This is a genomic window from Chryseobacterium lacus, from assembly GCF_003336205.1.
GTDB classification, from domain to species: Bacteria; Bacteroidota; Bacteroidia; order Flavobacteriales; family Weeksellaceae; genus Chryseobacterium_A; species Chryseobacterium_A lacus.
This window is the reverse complement of the sequence record NZ_QPIE01000001.1, coordinates 169734-186106: the sequence shown is the minus strand read 5'-3', so window position 1 is coordinate 186106 and position 16373 is coordinate 169734. Positions and strand designations below refer to the sequence as shown.

Annotated in this window: 17 protein-coding genes and 1 tRNA gene; 6 read left to right on the top strand and 12 right to left on the bottom strand. The window is 39.1% G+C overall.

Translation table 11 applies throughout. From position 1 onward, the window contains the following. Positions 1-50: 50 nt before the first annotated feature. Both DQ356_RS00895 and DQ356_RS00890 read left to right on the top strand, forming a co-directional pair. Entirely contained in the window at positions 51-1166 is a 1116-nt protein-coding gene (locus DQ356_RS00895) for a DNA polymerase III subunit (RefSeq protein ID WP_114302580.1), read from the top strand. A gap of 34 nt (positions 1167-1200) precedes the next feature. Further along, positions 1201-2223 carry a 3-oxoacyl-ACP synthase III family protein gene (locus DQ356_RS00890; protein ID WP_114302579.1) on the top strand — a complete coding sequence of 341 codons (1023 nt, stop codon included), beginning with the start codon at positions 1201-1203 and terminating at the stop codon, positions 2221-2223. A 51-nt stretch (positions 2224-2274) separates the two neighbouring features. Here the strand turns inward: DQ356_RS00890 and DQ356_RS00885 are convergent, their stop codons facing one another. The 6 genes from DQ356_RS00885 to DQ356_RS00860 form a co-directional block, all read right to left on the bottom strand. Beyond that, positions 2275-2457: a hypothetical protein gene (locus DQ356_RS00885; RefSeq protein ID WP_114302578.1), complete on the bottom strand. Its 183-nt coding sequence runs from the start codon at positions 2455-2457 to the stop codon at positions 2275-2277. Between the two features lie 120 nt (positions 2458-2577). Then, complete coding sequence (gene pruA / locus DQ356_RS00880; protein ID WP_114302577.1) at positions 2578-4203, bottom strand: L-glutamate gamma-semialdehyde dehydrogenase; 1626 nt, start codon at positions 4201-4203, stop codon at positions 2578-2580. A gap of 182 nt (positions 4204-4385) precedes the next feature. Next, complete coding sequence (dnaJ, locus tag DQ356_RS00875) at positions 4386-5519, bottom strand: molecular chaperone DnaJ (RefSeq protein ID WP_114302576.1); 1134 nt, start codon at positions 5517-5519, stop codon at positions 4386-4388. 69 nt (positions 5520-5588) lie between these two features. Further along, entirely contained in the window at positions 5589-6128 is a 540-nt protein-coding gene (locus tag DQ356_RS00870; RefSeq protein WP_114302575.1) for a nucleotide exchange factor GrpE, read from the bottom strand. A 109-nt stretch (positions 6129-6237) separates the two neighbouring features. Further along, a complete protein-coding gene (locus DQ356_RS00865; protein WP_114302574.1) occupies positions 6238-7566 on the bottom strand; it encodes an Nramp family divalent metal transporter in 1329 nt (442 codons plus the stop codon). 195 nt (positions 7567-7761) lie between these two features. Continuing rightward, positions 7762-8049 carry a rhodanese-like domain-containing protein gene (locus tag DQ356_RS00860; RefSeq protein WP_114302573.1) on the bottom strand — a complete coding sequence of 96 codons (288 nt, stop codon included), beginning with the start codon at positions 8047-8049 and terminating at the stop codon, positions 7762-7764. Positions 8050-8126: 77 nt separating this feature from the next. Here DQ356_RS00860 and queG point away from each other — a divergent pair, with 77 nt between their 5' ends. Both queG and DQ356_RS00850 read left to right on the top strand, forming a co-directional pair. Then, positions 8127-9050, top strand: a complete 924-nt coding sequence (gene queG, locus DQ356_RS00855; RefSeq protein WP_114302572.1) for a tRNA epoxyqueuosine(34) reductase QueG — start codon at positions 8127-8129, stop codon at positions 9048-9050. A gap of 223 nt (positions 9051-9273) precedes the next feature. Next, positions 9274-9951, top strand: coding sequence for a TIGR02117 family protein (locus DQ356_RS00850; protein ID WP_114302571.1), 678 nt, complete (start codon positions 9274-9276; stop codon positions 9949-9951). A 6-nt stretch (positions 9952-9957) separates the two neighbouring features. On the opposite strand, the gene DQ356_RS00845 is transcribed toward DQ356_RS00850, so the two are convergent. From DQ356_RS00845 to DQ356_RS00825, 5 genes are all read right to left on the bottom strand, one after another. After that, complete coding sequence (locus tag DQ356_RS00845) at positions 9958-10461, bottom strand: hypothetical protein (RefSeq protein ID WP_126723214.1); 504 nt, start codon at positions 10459-10461, stop codon at positions 9958-9960. Between the two features lie 65 nt (positions 10462-10526). Continuing rightward, on the bottom strand, positions 10527-11870 hold the full coding sequence (locus tag DQ356_RS00840) for a hypothetical protein (RefSeq protein WP_228420585.1): 1344 nt from the start codon (positions 11868-11870) through the stop codon (positions 10527-10529). 37 nt (positions 11871-11907) lie between these two features. Next, a complete protein-coding gene (locus DQ356_RS00835) occupies positions 11908-12438 on the bottom strand; it encodes a YceI family protein (protein WP_114302568.1) in 531 nt (176 codons plus the stop codon). 357 nt (positions 12439-12795) lie between these two features. Beyond that, positions 12796-12877, bottom strand: a tRNA-Leu gene (locus DQ356_RS00830). A gap of 70 nt (positions 12878-12947) precedes the next feature. Then, on the bottom strand, positions 12948-13712 hold the full coding sequence (locus tag DQ356_RS00825) for an MBL fold metallo-hydrolase (protein WP_114302567.1): 765 nt from the start codon (positions 13710-13712) through the stop codon (positions 12948-12950). A 46-nt stretch (positions 13713-13758) separates the two neighbouring features. Here DQ356_RS00825 and DQ356_RS00820 point away from each other — a divergent pair, with 46 nt between their 5' ends. After that, on the top strand, positions 13759-15195 hold the full coding sequence (locus tag DQ356_RS00820; RefSeq protein ID WP_114302566.1) for a TonB-dependent receptor: 1437 nt from the start codon (positions 13759-13761) through the stop codon (positions 15193-15195). A gap of 10 nt (positions 15196-15205) precedes the next feature. Then, entirely contained in the window at positions 15206-15655 is a 450-nt protein-coding gene (locus tag DQ356_RS00815; protein WP_114302565.1) for a GAF domain-containing protein, read from the top strand. Here the strand turns inward: DQ356_RS00815 and DQ356_RS00810 are convergent. Beyond that, positions 15650-16372: an ABC transporter substrate-binding protein gene (locus tag DQ356_RS00810; RefSeq protein WP_114302564.1), complete on the bottom strand. Its 723-nt coding sequence runs from the start codon at positions 16370-16372 to the stop codon at positions 15650-15652. The genes DQ356_RS00815 and DQ356_RS00810 overlap by 6 nt on opposite strands. Position 16373: the final 1 nt, after the last annotated feature.

The window sequence follows — 16373 nt, the reverse complement described above, 5'->3', positions numbered from 1 at the left end:
ATTTGCAAATAATGTATCTTAAAATAATTCTAAAAAAGTATCTTTGAAAGATGAATTGGGATCATATTGCAGGCCAAAGGACTATAAAGGAAAGGCTGAAAAACAGTATTGATGAAAACAGGGTAGGACATGCGCAGTTGTTTGCAGGAAAAGAAGGATATGGAACGCTGCCGCTGGCTTTGGCTTATGCGAAAGAAATTTTGAGCAGAGAAAATCCAGCTTCCGGTGCGAAAGCCGAGCATTTGAATCATCTTGATCTTCATTTTAGTTTTCCTGTTTTTACTGAAAAAAGTAATTCGCTGAGCAAGAGATTTTTTCCGAATTTCCGAGAAATGATCCTTGACAATCCGTATGCCGATTTCGATGACTGGAGTACTTATTTGGAATCTGAAAACAAACAGCTTTTTATTTCTGCAGATGAAATTGATGAACAAAATGCGAAGTTTGCGCTCAAAAGCTTCGAAGGAGGCACTAAAATCCTCATCGTCTGGAGAGCAGATAAAATGAATATTTCAGCTTCCAATAAACTGTTGAAGTTTTTAGAGGAACCGCCTGCCAAAACCCTTATTATATTGACAGCTGAAAATACGGACAGTTTTCTCCCAACGATTCTTTCCCGAACTCAGATTACAGAAATCCCAAGGCTGAAAGATGAAGATATTGCTCAATATTTGAAGACAAAAACGAACCTATCGGAAGAAAGGAGTAAGGAAATCGTTCATCAGGTGCAGGGAAATCTGAATGATGCCATAAAATCACTGCATCCGGAAGGCCAATCGGAATATGAAACCCTTTTTGTACAATGGGTGAGAGATGCTTTTCAGGTAAAGAAAAAACCGGAATATCTTAAAAATATTATTCTTTGGGCGAGAAATATTTCGAGCTGGAACCGCGAAAAACAAAAGAATTTTCTTCAGTTTTGTTCTGAAATGTTCCGGCAGGCTTTGCTTCAGAATTATGGTCTTCCCAACCTTGTTTACCGTAAAATTGATTCCGGAGGTTTCAACTGGGAAGGATTCTCAAAATTCATCCATGGAGCAAATATTGAAAGTATTCTCGATGAAATCAGCGAAGCCGATTATCATTTGCAGCGCAACGGAAATGCCAAAATTATCTGGACAGACCTTGGAATTAAACTGTCGAGATACATACATAAATCTGTATAATCAGAGAAAAACAAGATTCTAAAAAATAAACCACATGTTTAAAACTACCATAAAAGGAACCGGGCATTATGTTCCGGAAAATATAGTGACCAATCACGACTTGTCTAAACGGATGAATACCAACGATGAATGGATCACAGAACGTACCGGAATAAAAGAACGTCATCATCGTGCCAATCGTAACGACGAGAAAGAAACCACAGCGTATTTGGGATTTAAAGCGTCGGAAATGGCTCTTCAAAATGCCGGTATCAAAGCGGAAGAATTAGATTATATCATTTTTGCCACGCTTTCTCCGGATTATTATTTTCCCGGATGTGGTGTGCTTCTTCAGGAAATGTTGGGCTGCCGAACCATTGGTGCGTTGGATGTGCGTAATCAGTGTTCCGGATTTGTTTATGCGATGAGTGTTGCGCACGCATTTATAAAGTCAGGGATTTATAAAAATATTCTGGTGGTAGGAGCTGAAATTCATTCTTTCGGCCTTGATTTCTCTGATGAAGGAAGAGGTGTTTCGGTCATTTTCGGAGACGGAGCAGGCGCAGTAGTGCTTTCCGCAACGGAAGGTGATGAGCATGGCGATATTCTTTCTATAAATATGCACTCCGAAGGAAAATTTGCCGAAGAACTTTGTACGAAATTCCCGGGATCCAAATACGGCTGGAGCGATCGGATGAGACTGGAACCGGAAAACGTTACCGATGCTGAAGTGTATCCTGTAATGAATGGAAATTTTGTTTTCAAACACGCTGTCACCCGTTTTCCTGAAACCATGATGGAAGCGCTTTCTGGTGCCGGAAAAACGATCGAGGATTTAGATCTTTTTATTCCGCATCAGGCCAATCTCAGAATTGCTCAATTTGTACAACAAAAAATGGGACTTCCGGATGAGAAGGTTTTTAATAATATTCAAAAATACGGAAATACCACGGCGGCCTCTATTCCGCTTGCTCTAAGCGAAGCCATTGGAAGTGGTAAAATAAAACGCGGCGATTTAATTTTGCTTTCTGCCTTCGGAAGCGGCTTTACGTGGGGGAGTGTTCTTTTCGAATATTAAGTCTCGCGCAAAATAATAAAAATCAAAGCCGCTTTCCTCAGAATCGGCTTTCTAATCCGTAGAAATACTGTCATTTTTAATTCCTGCGCTATCCGAAACTGTGGCTGCGGTTTCGCCTAGTTCAGTGTTCATATGTCGCGCATTGTGATCTTCTTTATAAGATTCACGATCTTCTTTTTTATCAGCACAGGCAGCGAAAAATAATAGTACAGCAGCTAAATACAGACTTTTCATAATGTAAGATTTTTTAATGGGAAATGATTGTGCAAAAATGGTGCAAATTAAATCAGTCAAAAAGGAAAATAAAAAAACCGCCTCAAATTTATTTTGAGACGGCTTCTTCTTTTAGGAAAATTATCCCAGATAAGGATATTTATAGTCTTTAGGTGACACGAATGTTTCTTTGATAGAACGAACTGAAACCCATCTCAGAAGATTCATTTTAGAACCTGCTTTATCATTGGTTCCCGAAGCTCTCGCTCCGCCGAAAGGTTGCTGGCCAACTACCGCACCGGTCGGTTTGTCATTAATATAGAAATTACCCGCTGCATTTTCCAGCGCTTTATATGCTTCTGCAATCGCATAACGATCCTGAGAGAAAATAGAGCCTGTAAGAGAATAAGGAGAGGTTTCATCCACAAGTTTCAGGGTTTTCTGCCAATCAGCATCTTCGTAAATATAGACAGAAAGAATAGGCCCGAAAATTTCCTCACACATACTTTCGTACTGGGGATTGGTGGTTTCAATAACGGTTGGATGTACGAACCAGCCTTTGGTATCATCGCAGGTTCCCCCAAAAATCACCTTGCTGTCGCCTGAATTTTTAGCTCTTTCGATATAATTTTTACATTTTTCAAATGATTTTTTATCAATCACAGCATTCACAAAATTGGAAGGATCTTCAGGTGTTCCTACTTTCACAGTTTTCAGTTGAGCTCCCATAATCTCTTTTACTTCTTCCCAAAGAGATTTTGGAATATAAGCTCGTGAAGCCGCAGAACATTTCTGTCCCTGATATTCAAACGCTCCGCGTACCAAGGCAGTAGCTACGGCTGCCGCATTTGCTGACGGATGTACCATCACAAAGTCTTTTCCGCCCGTTTCACCCACGATTCTCGGATACGTTTTATATGTATGAATATTGTTCCCGATCATTTTCCACATTCCCTGGAATACACCTGTAGAACCCGTAAAATGAAGTCCCGCAAAATCAGGATGTGATAATATTTTTTCAGCAGTTTGCGCTCCGTCCGTAAAAATCATGTTAATCACTCCTGCAGGAAGTCCGGCTTCTGTAAAGATATCCATGATCACTTTAGCAGAATAAATCTGTGAATGGGAAGGTTTCCAAACCACCACATTTCCCATCATGGCCATACAGCTTGGCAAGTTACCGGCAATTGCCGTAAAGTTGAACGGCGTTACAGCAAAACAGAAACCTTCCAAAGGACGATATTCCGCGCGGTTCCAGATTCCGGTGTCCGAAACAGGCTGTTCCGCATACATTTCGGTCATGAATTCTACATTGAACCTCAGGAAATCGATAAGTTCGCAGGCTGCATCTATCTCCGCCTGATGTACGTTTTTACTTTGCCCAATCATCGTCGCAGCATTCAGTTTGTCCCGATAAGGTCCGGCAATAAGGTCGGCCGCTTTCAGAAAAATAGCAGCGCGGTGTTCCCATCCCAATGCGTTCCACTTTTCCTTGGCTTCCAGTGCTGCATTGATGGCCTGATCCACATGATCCATATTTCCTTTGTGGTAAAAACCTATTTCATGGCTGTGATCCTGTGGCGAAAACAAAGATGTCTTTTGCTCTGTTCTTACTTCTTTACCTCCAATTACCATTGGGATTTCTGTGTTTTGTTTCCACATTTCGCGATAGGTGGAGATCAAAGATTTTACTTCCGGAGATCCGGGCTCGTAGCTTCTTACTGTTTCGTTTACAGCAAACGGAACCTGAGAAATAGCTTTTGACATATTTTTAATTTTTAAGTATAAATAAATGAAAGGACATTATCCTGAACTTCAGAAATATCCGCCGCACAAAGTTAACGGATTTCGGGTGATGTTCCAAGTTGTTTGTTCTGAAAAACATACGTCAACAATTGGTGAATCTGATTAATATAGAAAAAAGAGGCTCAATAAAAGCCTCATAAATTTTAACTGAACATATCTTTTACTTTATCAAAGAAAGTTTTCTCTCTGCCAGACGGTTCGGGTGCCATTTCACCACTTCTCAATTGTTTCTCGAAAAATTCTTTTTGTTCCGGATTCAATTTTTGCGGAGTCCATACATTGATGTGGACAAACATATCGCCTTTTCCGTAACTGTCGATACTTGGAAGCCCTTTTCCGGCCAAACGAAGAATTTTTCCGGATTGGGTTCCGGGGTCTATTTTTATTTTCACTTTTCCTGTTACAGTAGGAATTTCTTTTGAGGTTCCTAAAGCTGCTTCTGGAAATGAAATGTACAGTTCCTGATGAAGATTATCGCCTTCTCTCTTTATTGTTTTGTCTTCCTCTTCTTCTACTACGACGAGCAAATCTCCTGGAGTTCCGCCAAAAGGAGCATCGTTCCCTTTGCCGCGAACATTCAGTTGTATTCCTTCGCGCGCTCCTGCAGGAATATTGATGGTGACTTCTTCATCTTCTTTTATTAGTCCGTGCTCGTTGGCTCCGGCTGGGACTTTGTCTGCTATTTTTCCTAATCCTTGACAGGTGCTACAGGTTGTTTGGGTTTGCATTTGCCCGAACATGGTATTCATCACTTTTACCTGAGCGCCGGTTCCGTTACAGGTCGTGCAGGTTTTGGAAGTTGCGCCGGGAGCAGCTTTCAGTTTTTTAACTTTAATTGTTTTTTGAGTTCCGTTTACCATTTCTGCCAGATTCAACTTGATTCTTACTCTCAGGTTGGATCCTCGAGCCTGTTGTCTTCCTCCGGCATTGCTGAAGCCGCCAAAACCGCCGCCACCGAAATGACCACCAAAGATATCTCCGAATTGAGAGAAAATATCTTCCATACTCATTCCGCCACCGAAACCGCCGCCACCGCCAAATCCTCCGCCGCCGCTCATTCCGGCATGCCCGAACTGGTCGTAACGTGCTTTTTTGTCGCTGTCGCTCAGCACTTCGTAGGCTTCAGCTGCTTCTTTGAAATTTTCTTCAGCTTGCTTGTCACCCGGATTTTTATCCGGATGGTATTTCAAAGCCATTTTTCTGTAGGCTTTTTTTATTTCGTCGGCAGTAGCGTCTTTGTTTACGCCCAATACCTCATAGTAGTCTTTTTTCGACATAGTTTATGATTTCTTTAGACTCATTTTTGCACGCAAATCTGATTGATTTCTGCAAGAATCGGTCTTTATTTAATTTCCGGTTACTACTTTAGCGAAACGAATAACTTTATCGTGAAGCGTATATCCTGTCTCGATAACATCTACAATTTTCCCCTTCAGTTCCGGAGCAGGTGCAGGAATCTGAGTGATGGCTTCATGAAAATCAACATTGAAATCATCTCCAGATCTTACTTCCATCGCTTTCAGTCCTTTTTCGGTAAGGGTAGATTTGAATTTCTGATAAATTAATTCTACACCCTGCAAGTCCTTTTCATTTCCGTTTTTGGCAATTTCTTTCAACGCTCTTTCAAAATCGTCCAGAATTCCCAGCATGGAAATCATCATTTCCTGATTGGCAAACTGAAAGAAATCCATTTTCTCTTTTGTGGTTCTCTTTTTATAATTTTCAAACTCAGCATACAAACGGAGATAACGGTTTTTTTCTTCTGCCAAAACTTCCTCTACAGAAGGCTTGTCTGTCATTATTTCCTCCGCTTCCTGTTGCGTGTCCTGAATGATCTCTTCCTGTTCAGTATTGAGTTTTTCTGTATTATCGTGATTGTCTGACATACTTTTTACTTTTAATATCTGATGTTTTTCAAAACATTTGCCAAACGGAATTTCGGGACAATTCGGCAGGAAACGTAATCAGGAATTATTTGAAATGTAGAATTTATATTCAGAAAAAAGTAATAAATAGAAGATATAAATTTAATACTACAATAATGAAAGTGATAATCCACGCGGTGATTTTCATCCATTTGCGGTTGACCAATACACCCATTTTCAGTTTATCATTGGTGAACATTACTAAAGGAATTACTGCGAAACTTAGTTGCATTGAGAGGATCACCTGGCTGAGAATCAGCAAATCGGCGGTGCCCTCTTCTCCGTAGAGAATAGTTACAATGAGCGCAGGTATTACAGCGATAAGACGGGTTATTAATCTTCTGAGCCAGGGTTTCAACCGGATGTTCAGGAAGCCTTCCATTACAATCTGGCCAGAAAGCGTTCCGGTTAGTGTAGAATTTTGACCGGAAGCTAATAATGCGACGGCAAAAGCAATACTCGCTAAACTGGTTCCCAAAAGTGGTTCCAGCATTTTATGCGCATCATGAATATCTGCAATATCGTGATTTCCTGAAGTATGAAATGTAGCAGCGGCGACAATAAGTATGGCAGCGTTAATAAAAAACGCAATAAAAAGCGCCGCAGTACTGTCAATAGTGGCAAAACGGATGGCTTCTTTTTTTCCTTCCGGAGTTCTGTCGTAGTTTCTGGTTTGTACAATACTGCTGTGAAGATACAGGTTGTGAGGCATGACTGTTGCTCCCAAAATCCCGATCGCAATATAAAGCATAGAAGGATTGGTAACAATTTCTTTCTGAGGAACCAAGCCGTTAAGAATGGGGAAAATTTCCGGTTTAGAAATAATAAGTTCATATCCAAAACACAAAATAATAATGAAAATAAGTCCGGCGACAATACTTTCAATCCACCGGAATCCTTTGGCTTGAAGCATCAGGATAAGAAATACATCTACAATCGTAATGACGACGCCCCACGTAAGAGGAATTCCGAAAAGTAAATTAAGCGCAATGGCGGTTCCCAACACTTCCGCCAAATCCATTGCTGCAATGGCAATTTCACAGAAAATCCACAAAATAAAATTGACAACTGGATTAAAATGATCTTTACACGCTTGTGCCAAATCTCTTTCGGCCACAATTCCCAGCTTCAGCGAAAGGTGTTGGAGCACCATTGCGAAAAGATTTGAAATCAGAATAACGGAAAGAAGTGTGTAGCCAAACTGCGCGCCTCCGGCAATATCGGTAGCCCAGTTTCCGGGATCCATATATCCAACGGCAATCATGAGGCCCGGCCCTGTGAATGCCAATAATTTCCTCCAAAAGCCTGCGTTTTTGGGAACATGGATGGAAGAAAAAACTTCCGAAAGAGAGTCTGAACTCCTTTCCGAACGCCAGGCTTTACGAGAATGTTGATGCATTATAAATAATGTTAGATTTATCTAACAAAATTAATAATTGTTTTCTATTGCGCAAATTATCTTGAAAAAATTCTTCGTTTGGGCAAATGAACGGACGGAAAATTAAGCAGAAATAATAAATATCTTGATGTAAGGAATCAAAAAAAGGCAGGAACAAAGGTTTGTCTGCCTATAATATGATTTCAATAAATTCTGTTAAATAGAGCTTATCGTGTTTTTCAATTCGAACCAGCCACCGCCGTTATAGCCGTTTTGCAAACCCTTAGATTTCAGGTATTCCAAAGCTTTTCCGCTTCTGTTTCCGCTTCTGCAGAAAAGAATCACGGGTTTTTCCAGATCTAAAATTTCACTTTCACGGTTTTCTATTTCTCCCAAAGGAATATTTTTGGCACCTTCTATTTCGCCGTCCATCATCAGTTCCATCGGTTCCCGAACGTCAATTAATTCATAATTTCCTGATTGTAATATTTCTTCTAAGTTCATTTGTAAATCGTTATGTTAAAACTCTTCTGTATTGCACCTGACAAAAGTATAAAAATTATTAGTTTTGCATCTCGTTTATGATGAACTCTCAGAAATATTCAGACCTTATTAAATCCAAAGCAAAAAAGTTTGGATTTCAGGATTGTGGTATTTCAAAAGCTGATTTTTTGGAAGATGATGCCCGATTTTTAGAAGAATATCTGGAAAAAGGCTATCATGGCGAAATGCAGTATATGGAAAATCATTTTGATAAAAGACTGGATCCACGACAGCTGGTAGAAGGTTCTAAATCTGTGATTTCATTGTCTTATAATTATTTCCCTGAAGAAAAGATTGAAACTCTGGATAATTTTAAAATTTCCAAATATGCTTATGGTGAAGATTATCACGATGTTATTAAGGAATTATTAAGAGAAATGGTTTCGGAACTGAAAGAAGAAATCGGGGATTTTCAGTGCAGGGTTTTTACGGATTCCGCTCCCATAATGGAAAGAAGTTGGGGAAGCCGCTCCGGAATCGGATGGATTGGGAAGAATGCCAATCTGATTACCAAAAATAAAGGTTCGTTTTTTTTTCTGGCAGAAATTATCTGCGATCTCGAGTTGGAGCAAGATGCTCCGGCAACAGATCATTGCGGAACGTGTACAAGATGTATTGATGCCTGTCCTACGAATGCGATTGTAGATGCGAAAATCATCAACGGAAGCCAGTGTATTTCGTATGCTACCATTGAATTGAAAAATGAAATTCCTGAAAGTTTCTCTGAAAAGATGGAAGACTGGATGTTCGGCTGCGATATTTGTCAGGATGTTTGCCCGTGGAACCGTTTTTCGCTACCTCATCAGCAACCCAGATTTGCTCCCAATGGTTTTCTGAAAACCCACCGAAAAAAAGAATGGAAAGAACTTTCCCAGGATTTATTTTCAGAAATTTTCCGGAAATCTCCTGTAAAAAGAACGAAGTTTTCAGGGTTGAAGAGGAATATCGGATTTTTGGAATAGTTTAGCTTTTTCGAATTCAGTTGTTCTGATTCATCAGTATTTTTTTTGAACTCTTTTAGGTGCTGTTTTATTCGGATTTTGATTTTCTTCTTCGTTGTAGATTTTTTACGCATTAATATGATGTTTTGGTTATTAAATATACAAAGTATTTCAGAATGTCCAAATGTTTTGTCAGAATTAATAATTCCGTAATTTTAGAAATTAATCTTTATAAACCAGGCAGTTGAGAAAAACATTCATTTTTATAATTAAAAGCCTTGCCGTTTTCATAGCAGCTATATTACTATATCTGTTTTTGGGATATTTTCTTCCCTTTATTCCGGTTCAGGCAGAAGCAACACCAGAACCCAAAGTAATTCGCGGATTTATAAAAACCAATGGAATGCACACGGATGTTGTGGTTCCGGTGAAATCTACCTATATCGACTGGAGTGAAAAATTTCCCTTTGAAAATACGTTGTCTAAAAGCGAACATTATCGTTACCTTTCTATCGGCTGGGGAGACAAAGGTTTTTATCTGAATACGCCAACGTGGGCTGATTTGAAATTTTCAACTGCGTTCAAAGCGGCTTTCTGGCTTGGTGATGCAGCGGTGCATGCAACGTATTACGATAAAATAGAAGTAAATGATTCGGTGAAATCTTTTGTAATGACGGAAAGACAGTACCTGAAATTGATTCGTTTCGTAGATGAAACTATGGAAAAAGATGCAGCCGGAAATTATATTTTTATTCCTACCGATGCGCAATATGACGATAATGATGCGTTTTATGAAGCGAATGGATCTTACAGTTTCTTATTTACCTGTAACACATGGACCAATAATGCGCTGAAAGTTTCGGGACAAAAAGCGGCTTTGTGGACGCCTTCCGATTTTGGAATCTTCAGGCATTATCCCTGAAATGTTTTATAAATGATTGAGGGTGAGAATGAGATTGAGCTGATCTTCCACAACGATCATTCCTCCCATTTTGGTGGGAGCTTTCAGGCCGAAATCACTAAAACGAACATACTCTCTTCCAACTAAAGTATTATTGACAGGATAAAAACTGGTGGTATAATTCCGGATTTTTCCGGTAAGTTTCACTTCTATGGTCGCGGTATATTGCTTTTCACTTACTTTCTGAAAACTTAGAAACCGAACATACATTGTCGGGAAATGGTCTGCTTTTAAGGTTTTTCTCAGATCCTGTGTCATGATTCGGTTTTTGCAGTCGAAATGATTGACCTCCAACTGTAAATATGGTAATTGATCTTTTTTAAAAGAATAATTATTGCTGGCCTGATTGAATTTGTCGTGGGTACATTTGAATGTGTTAACATTTGTTTTTCCATTCACAACCACACTGTTCCCCTGAGAAAAAAGTAACCCTGAAATAAGGAGTGACAATAGAAATGCTAAATTTTTCATCACCATAATTTTTAAAAAAAGGGAGCACAAGAAATATGCCCCCTTCATCATGAAAAAACTACTTATTAGAAACCGATAGTTGCTTCCAGCATTACACCGTTAAACTTTCCTCCCTTCAGTGCGTTGGTTGGTCCCCATACATCACTGTTATTATATTCTTGGTTTACATATTCTATTTTTGCCAGGACATTGGGAGTCATATACCAGCCGCCGCCGATATTGAAACGGTTTATTTTTCTTTCCGGAGCGTCTTTCCAGTCTTTACCGGTAACGCTGTTGTATCTTCCGCCTAAGTAAAACTGCTCTTTATTTCCTAATCTGTACAGCAATTCTGCTCCCAGTTGGGTGTAAGAACCGTCAGTATCTCTTTCGGTAGTCGCGTTGACGAGCCTGTTACCGGATACGTGTTCAAAAAGTCCGAAGAATTCCAATCCCTGATATTTAATAAAAGGATTTATCTGGAACGCCAGCATTTTTCTGAAATTAGGGTTGAATCTTCCGGTTGCGTAATTATTGGTTCCCATCAGGTCATTTTCAGTTAATAAAACATAATAATATCTGGATCCTGCTCTGTCGCCACTATAAAGATACTGTCCTGTGGAAAGTCCGTCTGTTTTTATTACAGATCCGGAAAGTCTTACTCTCAGATCACTTTGAATTTGCTTGTCATACGCCAATTTTGCATAAATGGAAGGAGCGTTATCACTAACACCTTTCACAGCAGTTTGGTTCAGTTTACCATTGGAAACCCCAATCATCCCTACGAAGTTGTTATAAAAACCATATACTTCACCGAATGCTTCAGTAGTAAAACTGTCCATAATATAATTTCCTACGAAAGGATTGGTAAGTGCTTTTCCGTTGTCAGTTCTTCTGAAATGGGCATCACCGTAGTTCAGTTCATCCATACCTACCTTAACACGGGCATGTTTCATGATTTCAGATGCAAATCCTTCCTGAATAAAATCCAGATTGTCTATTTGCAGATAACCACCTTTCACCCAGGCTTCGTTATGGTGTCTTGCAGAAAGATACGTTCTTAGGTGAAGTTTTACCCCTTTAGAAAGATAAGCATTCACATCCAGATTCGCTGTAGGAAGGTTAAAATCTGATCCCATTACTCTCAGTGTGTTGGGTACTGGGGGAAGTCCTGTTGTCCCTCCGGTTGTGTTGAGGGTTCCCAGAGAAGCTGCTTCTGTACTGTGTTTCAAAGACTGGAACTGAAGGGCGAAATCGCCACCTACGGTTACTTTCACTCCACTATAATCGGGAGCTTCAATTTTGGGATCTTCAAATACGTTTTTGCTGTATTTTTCCGGTGCAAGATATGATCTCATCGAGGGAGTGTCTTCCTGCGCGTTCATTAATCCTGCGGCAAAAATAAAAGCTGCGGCGGAGATTTTAATCATTGAGGTTTTCATATTTTTAAATTTATTTTATTAAACATTAATTAGCGTTGATGGTTACAGCGATTGTAACTCCGTCTCCTGTTTTCACTCCCATAAATCCGGGTCTTTCCATATTAAAAGATGAGAGTAAAATGCTTTCTGTACCGGAGATCGTGTAAGAATTACCATTTTTTACTACAGTTACCGGGAAATTTACATCTTTGGTTGCTCCGGCGATGGTCAGTTTTCCTGCCAACGTACTTTTACCGAAGTTCAAGGAAGAAGCAGTAAAAGTGATATTGGGATTTTTATCAGATTTCAAAGCTTTGTGGGCTTTATTATCCATCATTTTTCCTTTTGTGCTTTTCAGTTGTGCTGCCGGAGTACTGAATTTAACATTATTAATAATGTTACCGTTCACAGAAGCACTGAAATCGCCCGAAGAAGAAGTCATGCTCCAGTCATGCATCGGAGAGGTTCCGGATACCGTGATCTTAACAGATTTTCCTGTTATATTTTGTGCGGAAAATAATCCTGCGAAGAAAACGAATACCAACATCAGTCTTTTTAAATTTACTTTCGGTTTCATAATAAAAGGTTTTAATTGTTTCTAATTTTCTTATTCAAAGGTATGCTGATTCATTGAGATATAATAATTAGATGATGCTTTTTTTTATGATATATATCTTGAATTTCTGTATATTGTTACAGTATGGCATTAATAAAGCAGAATAATATTGAATTATTCATATGATTAATCGTATTGTATGAGGATTTCAAAAATAAATATCCCATTAATTATCAATTTATCAGTGTATTGGAGAGGAGTATTATAATTACATGACAACTATCAGTAATAAATAGTATATTATTAAAAAGAAAATGATTAAATTATTGGTTTTAGAAAATAAAAAAACCGAAAAGCATAAATTACTTTTCGGTGTAGTACCCAGAGCCGGAATCGAACCGGCACGCCTCGCGGCATTGGTGTTTGAGACCAACGCGTCTACCAATTCCGCCATCTGGGCTTGAAAATGGTGTGCAAATATATAATAATTTTATAGAAAAATTTAATTTTTTATCGGAATTTTTTATGGTTTAAAAATTAATTTCCTGTCCGTCGAAAGCAATATGAATGTGATCGGGAAGCAGTTTATGTTCTTCAGTGTACTTTCCGAAATGATGACTGATGTGCGTCAAATAAAGATTCTTCGGTTTCAATTCTTCGTCCAGCCGCAAAATATCAGACAAAATGAAATGTGCCGGATGCGGATTTTCCTTCCTGATGCAGTTCAGGATCAAGTGATCTAGATTCATTAGTTTCTGTTTTTCTTTTTCAGAAATAAAACTGGCGTCTGTTATATACACGAGATTTTTAAATTTAAATCCATGAATTCGCAGTTGGTCATGCATCACTTCCACCGACTCTATTTCAGCATCTAAAATCTGAAACCGTTCGCTGATCTCATGCAGTTCAAATGAAGGCGCACCAGGATATTTCACTTCGGCAAAAGCATAGGGAAACCTCAGTTTTATTTCATCCGCAACGCGCTTGCTGCAATGTACCGGCATGTCTTTTTTATTTTTGAAAATCAAAGGCCGCACATCGTCCAGCCCGATAAGGTGATCGTTATGCTCGTGAGTAAGCAGGATTGCATCTACATTCTGTTCCTTATTCATCAGCATTTGTTGCCGGAAATCCGGGCCGCAATCGATCAGAATTTTCCTGTCCTGTTCTGTGGTAATAAGAACCGACGCGCGAAAACGGGTGTCTTTGGGATCCTGAGAAAGGCACACCTTGCAGTTGCAGCCTATTACTGGGATTCCCTGGGAAGTTCCGGTTCCTAAAAATTTCAGCTGCATTCTTTTAATGTTGTGTTAATTTCGTAAATTTACAAAAATTTCAAAAATGTCTTTGATTAAGCAAAAACTTACTCCAAAGCAAAAAGCTTTAGCTATAAATCTCGATTCTAATATCTACGGAACTTTTGCAGAAATAGGAGCCGGACAGGAAACGGTTCGCCATTTTTTCCGTGCTGGTGGCGCTTCTAAAACAATTGCCAAAGCAATGTCTGCCTATGATAAGGAATTTTCAGATGCAATTTATGGAAAGGAAACCCAAAACCGTTATGTCACGCAGAACCGACTTCGAAAGATGCTTCGGTATGAAGTAGCACTTATTGAAGAACGCCTTTCGAGAGAAGATCATCCTGGAAGACGTTTTTTTTCGTATGCCAATACGGTTACTACGATTAATTTTGAAAAAACATTCAAAGGCCATGGCTGGGCTGGAGTCCGTTTCCAGCGTGATGAACATGAAGGGTACAGCGAAGTGGTAATTCATGTCAAATTCAAAGAGAATAATACGACACTACAGCAGGAAACGCTCGGAAATCTGGGTGTAAACCTTATTTATGGAGCTTTTTTCTATAATGATAATCCACGGAGGTTGATAGAATCTCTGTACGATGATATTGCTCTGGATGATCTGGAAATTGATATGATTGATTTCACAGGTCCTGCGTTTGAATATGTTGATAACAGATTGATGAGCCTGCAGCTGGTGAAAAACGGAATGACGGATGCCGTTATTTTTAATCCCGATGGTAAAAATATGTTGCCCGCAGATATGCTGTACCGAAAAAATATTTTTGCGGTGAGAGGGAGTTTTAGGCCTGTTACGAAAGTGAATATCGATATGTTCGAAAGCGGATTGAAAGTTTTTCGGGAAGATACCGGTTGTACGCCGGAAAATACGGAAGTATTATTCGAAATTACTATTTCTAATCTGAAAGGAGATGGCGATATTGATGAGCGTGATTTTCTCGACAGGGTAGATGTTCTGGCGCAGTTGGGCTACACCGTTATTATCTCAAATTTTTCAGAATACTATCGTCTTATCGATTATTTCTCCACTTTTACTGGGCATAAAATCGGAATTGCAATGGGAGTGAACAACCTGCTAATGGTGTTCGATGAGAATTATTATAAAAACTTATCGGGAGGAATTTTAGAGGCTTTCGGTAAGTTTTTCAGAAATGATATGACCGTTTATCTGTACCCTTATAAAGATCCTGAAACGGGGGAATTGCTGGATTCCAACAACCTGAAAGTGAACGACAACCTGAAAGAACTTTATAAATATTTCAAACACAACAAACGAATAAAAGATATTAAGTTCTATAATCCGAATTATTCTGAAATATATTCCAGAGAAATCCTCAAAAAAATCGTACACGCTGAAACCGGCTGGGAAAATCAGGTTCCTGAAGGTGTTGCTGAAATGATAAAAGACAAAGGAATGTTCGGATATAAAGAAGAGGTATCGTTGCGCGAATTCACCTAAATTTAAAAAAATGTCACATCTTAAAAAAAGACTTTCCACACTCATCGAAAGCCCGAAAATGAATACTGAGGAGAAGCTGGAGAAAATTTGCCATCTTCTGAATCAGGAAATTCCGTATTTCAATTGGGTGGGATTTTATTTTAAAAACGGAGAGAAAGACGAGTTGGTTCTGGGTCCTTATGTTGGCGCTCCTACCGATCATACCGTAATTCCTTATGGAAGAGGGATTTGCGGTCAGGTTGCAGTTTCTGGGCAAACACTTTTGGTTCCGGATGTGCGAGCGGAAGATAATTACCTTGCCTGTTCCATAGAAACCAAAGCTGAATTGGTGGTTCCGATTTTTAGAAATGGGAAAAATATCGGGCAGATTGATATTGATTCTCACAGCATCAATCCTTTTACCGAAGAAGACCGTCATCTGATGGAATGGCTGTGTGATAAACTTTCAGAAATTTTATAAACTTTCAAGAATCGATCGGTAATAAGCACCGCTTTTTGAAGGCCGCGATCCGAACCAGGAAAAAGCTTCGCCATCTACCAGAATAATCTTAGTTTCAGGAAGTATTTTTTTGAGTTCCTCAGCATGTTTTTCCCTGAAAGGAAAAGGTTCTGATGAAAGTAAAATGTAATCTGCATTTTGTAGTTCATCAGAAGTAATAGCAGGATATCGCAATTGATTTCTAAAGATATTTTCAAATCCGAGTTTCTTCATAATATCGTGAATAAAGGTATCTGAACCCACCGTCATATAAGGATTTTTCCAAATAAGATACGCTGCTTTTCTGCGATTTTCGATCTCAAATTCACTGAATATTTCTTCCGTTTCAGAATTTATTTTTTCGGCAACGGGTTGCTGCTGAAGAATATATCCTAATTCTGATATAAAGTTTCTGTTATCCTCTAAATTTTGTATATCCGTAATCCAGACTTTGAATTCCTTCATCAAAATTTCCACCTGTTCTTTGGTGTTTTCTTCCTTATTGCCGATGATGAGGTCGGGTTTCAGTGCTTTTATTTTCTCTATGTTCAGATTTTTGGTTCCGCCGATCATTTCCACCGATTTTATTTTCTCTTCAGGATGAATGCAGAATTTTGTTCTTCCTACTATCTGATCGGGGTTCAGGCCGAAATCAAACAAAGTTTCTGTGATGGAAGGAACTAAAGAAATAATCCTCATG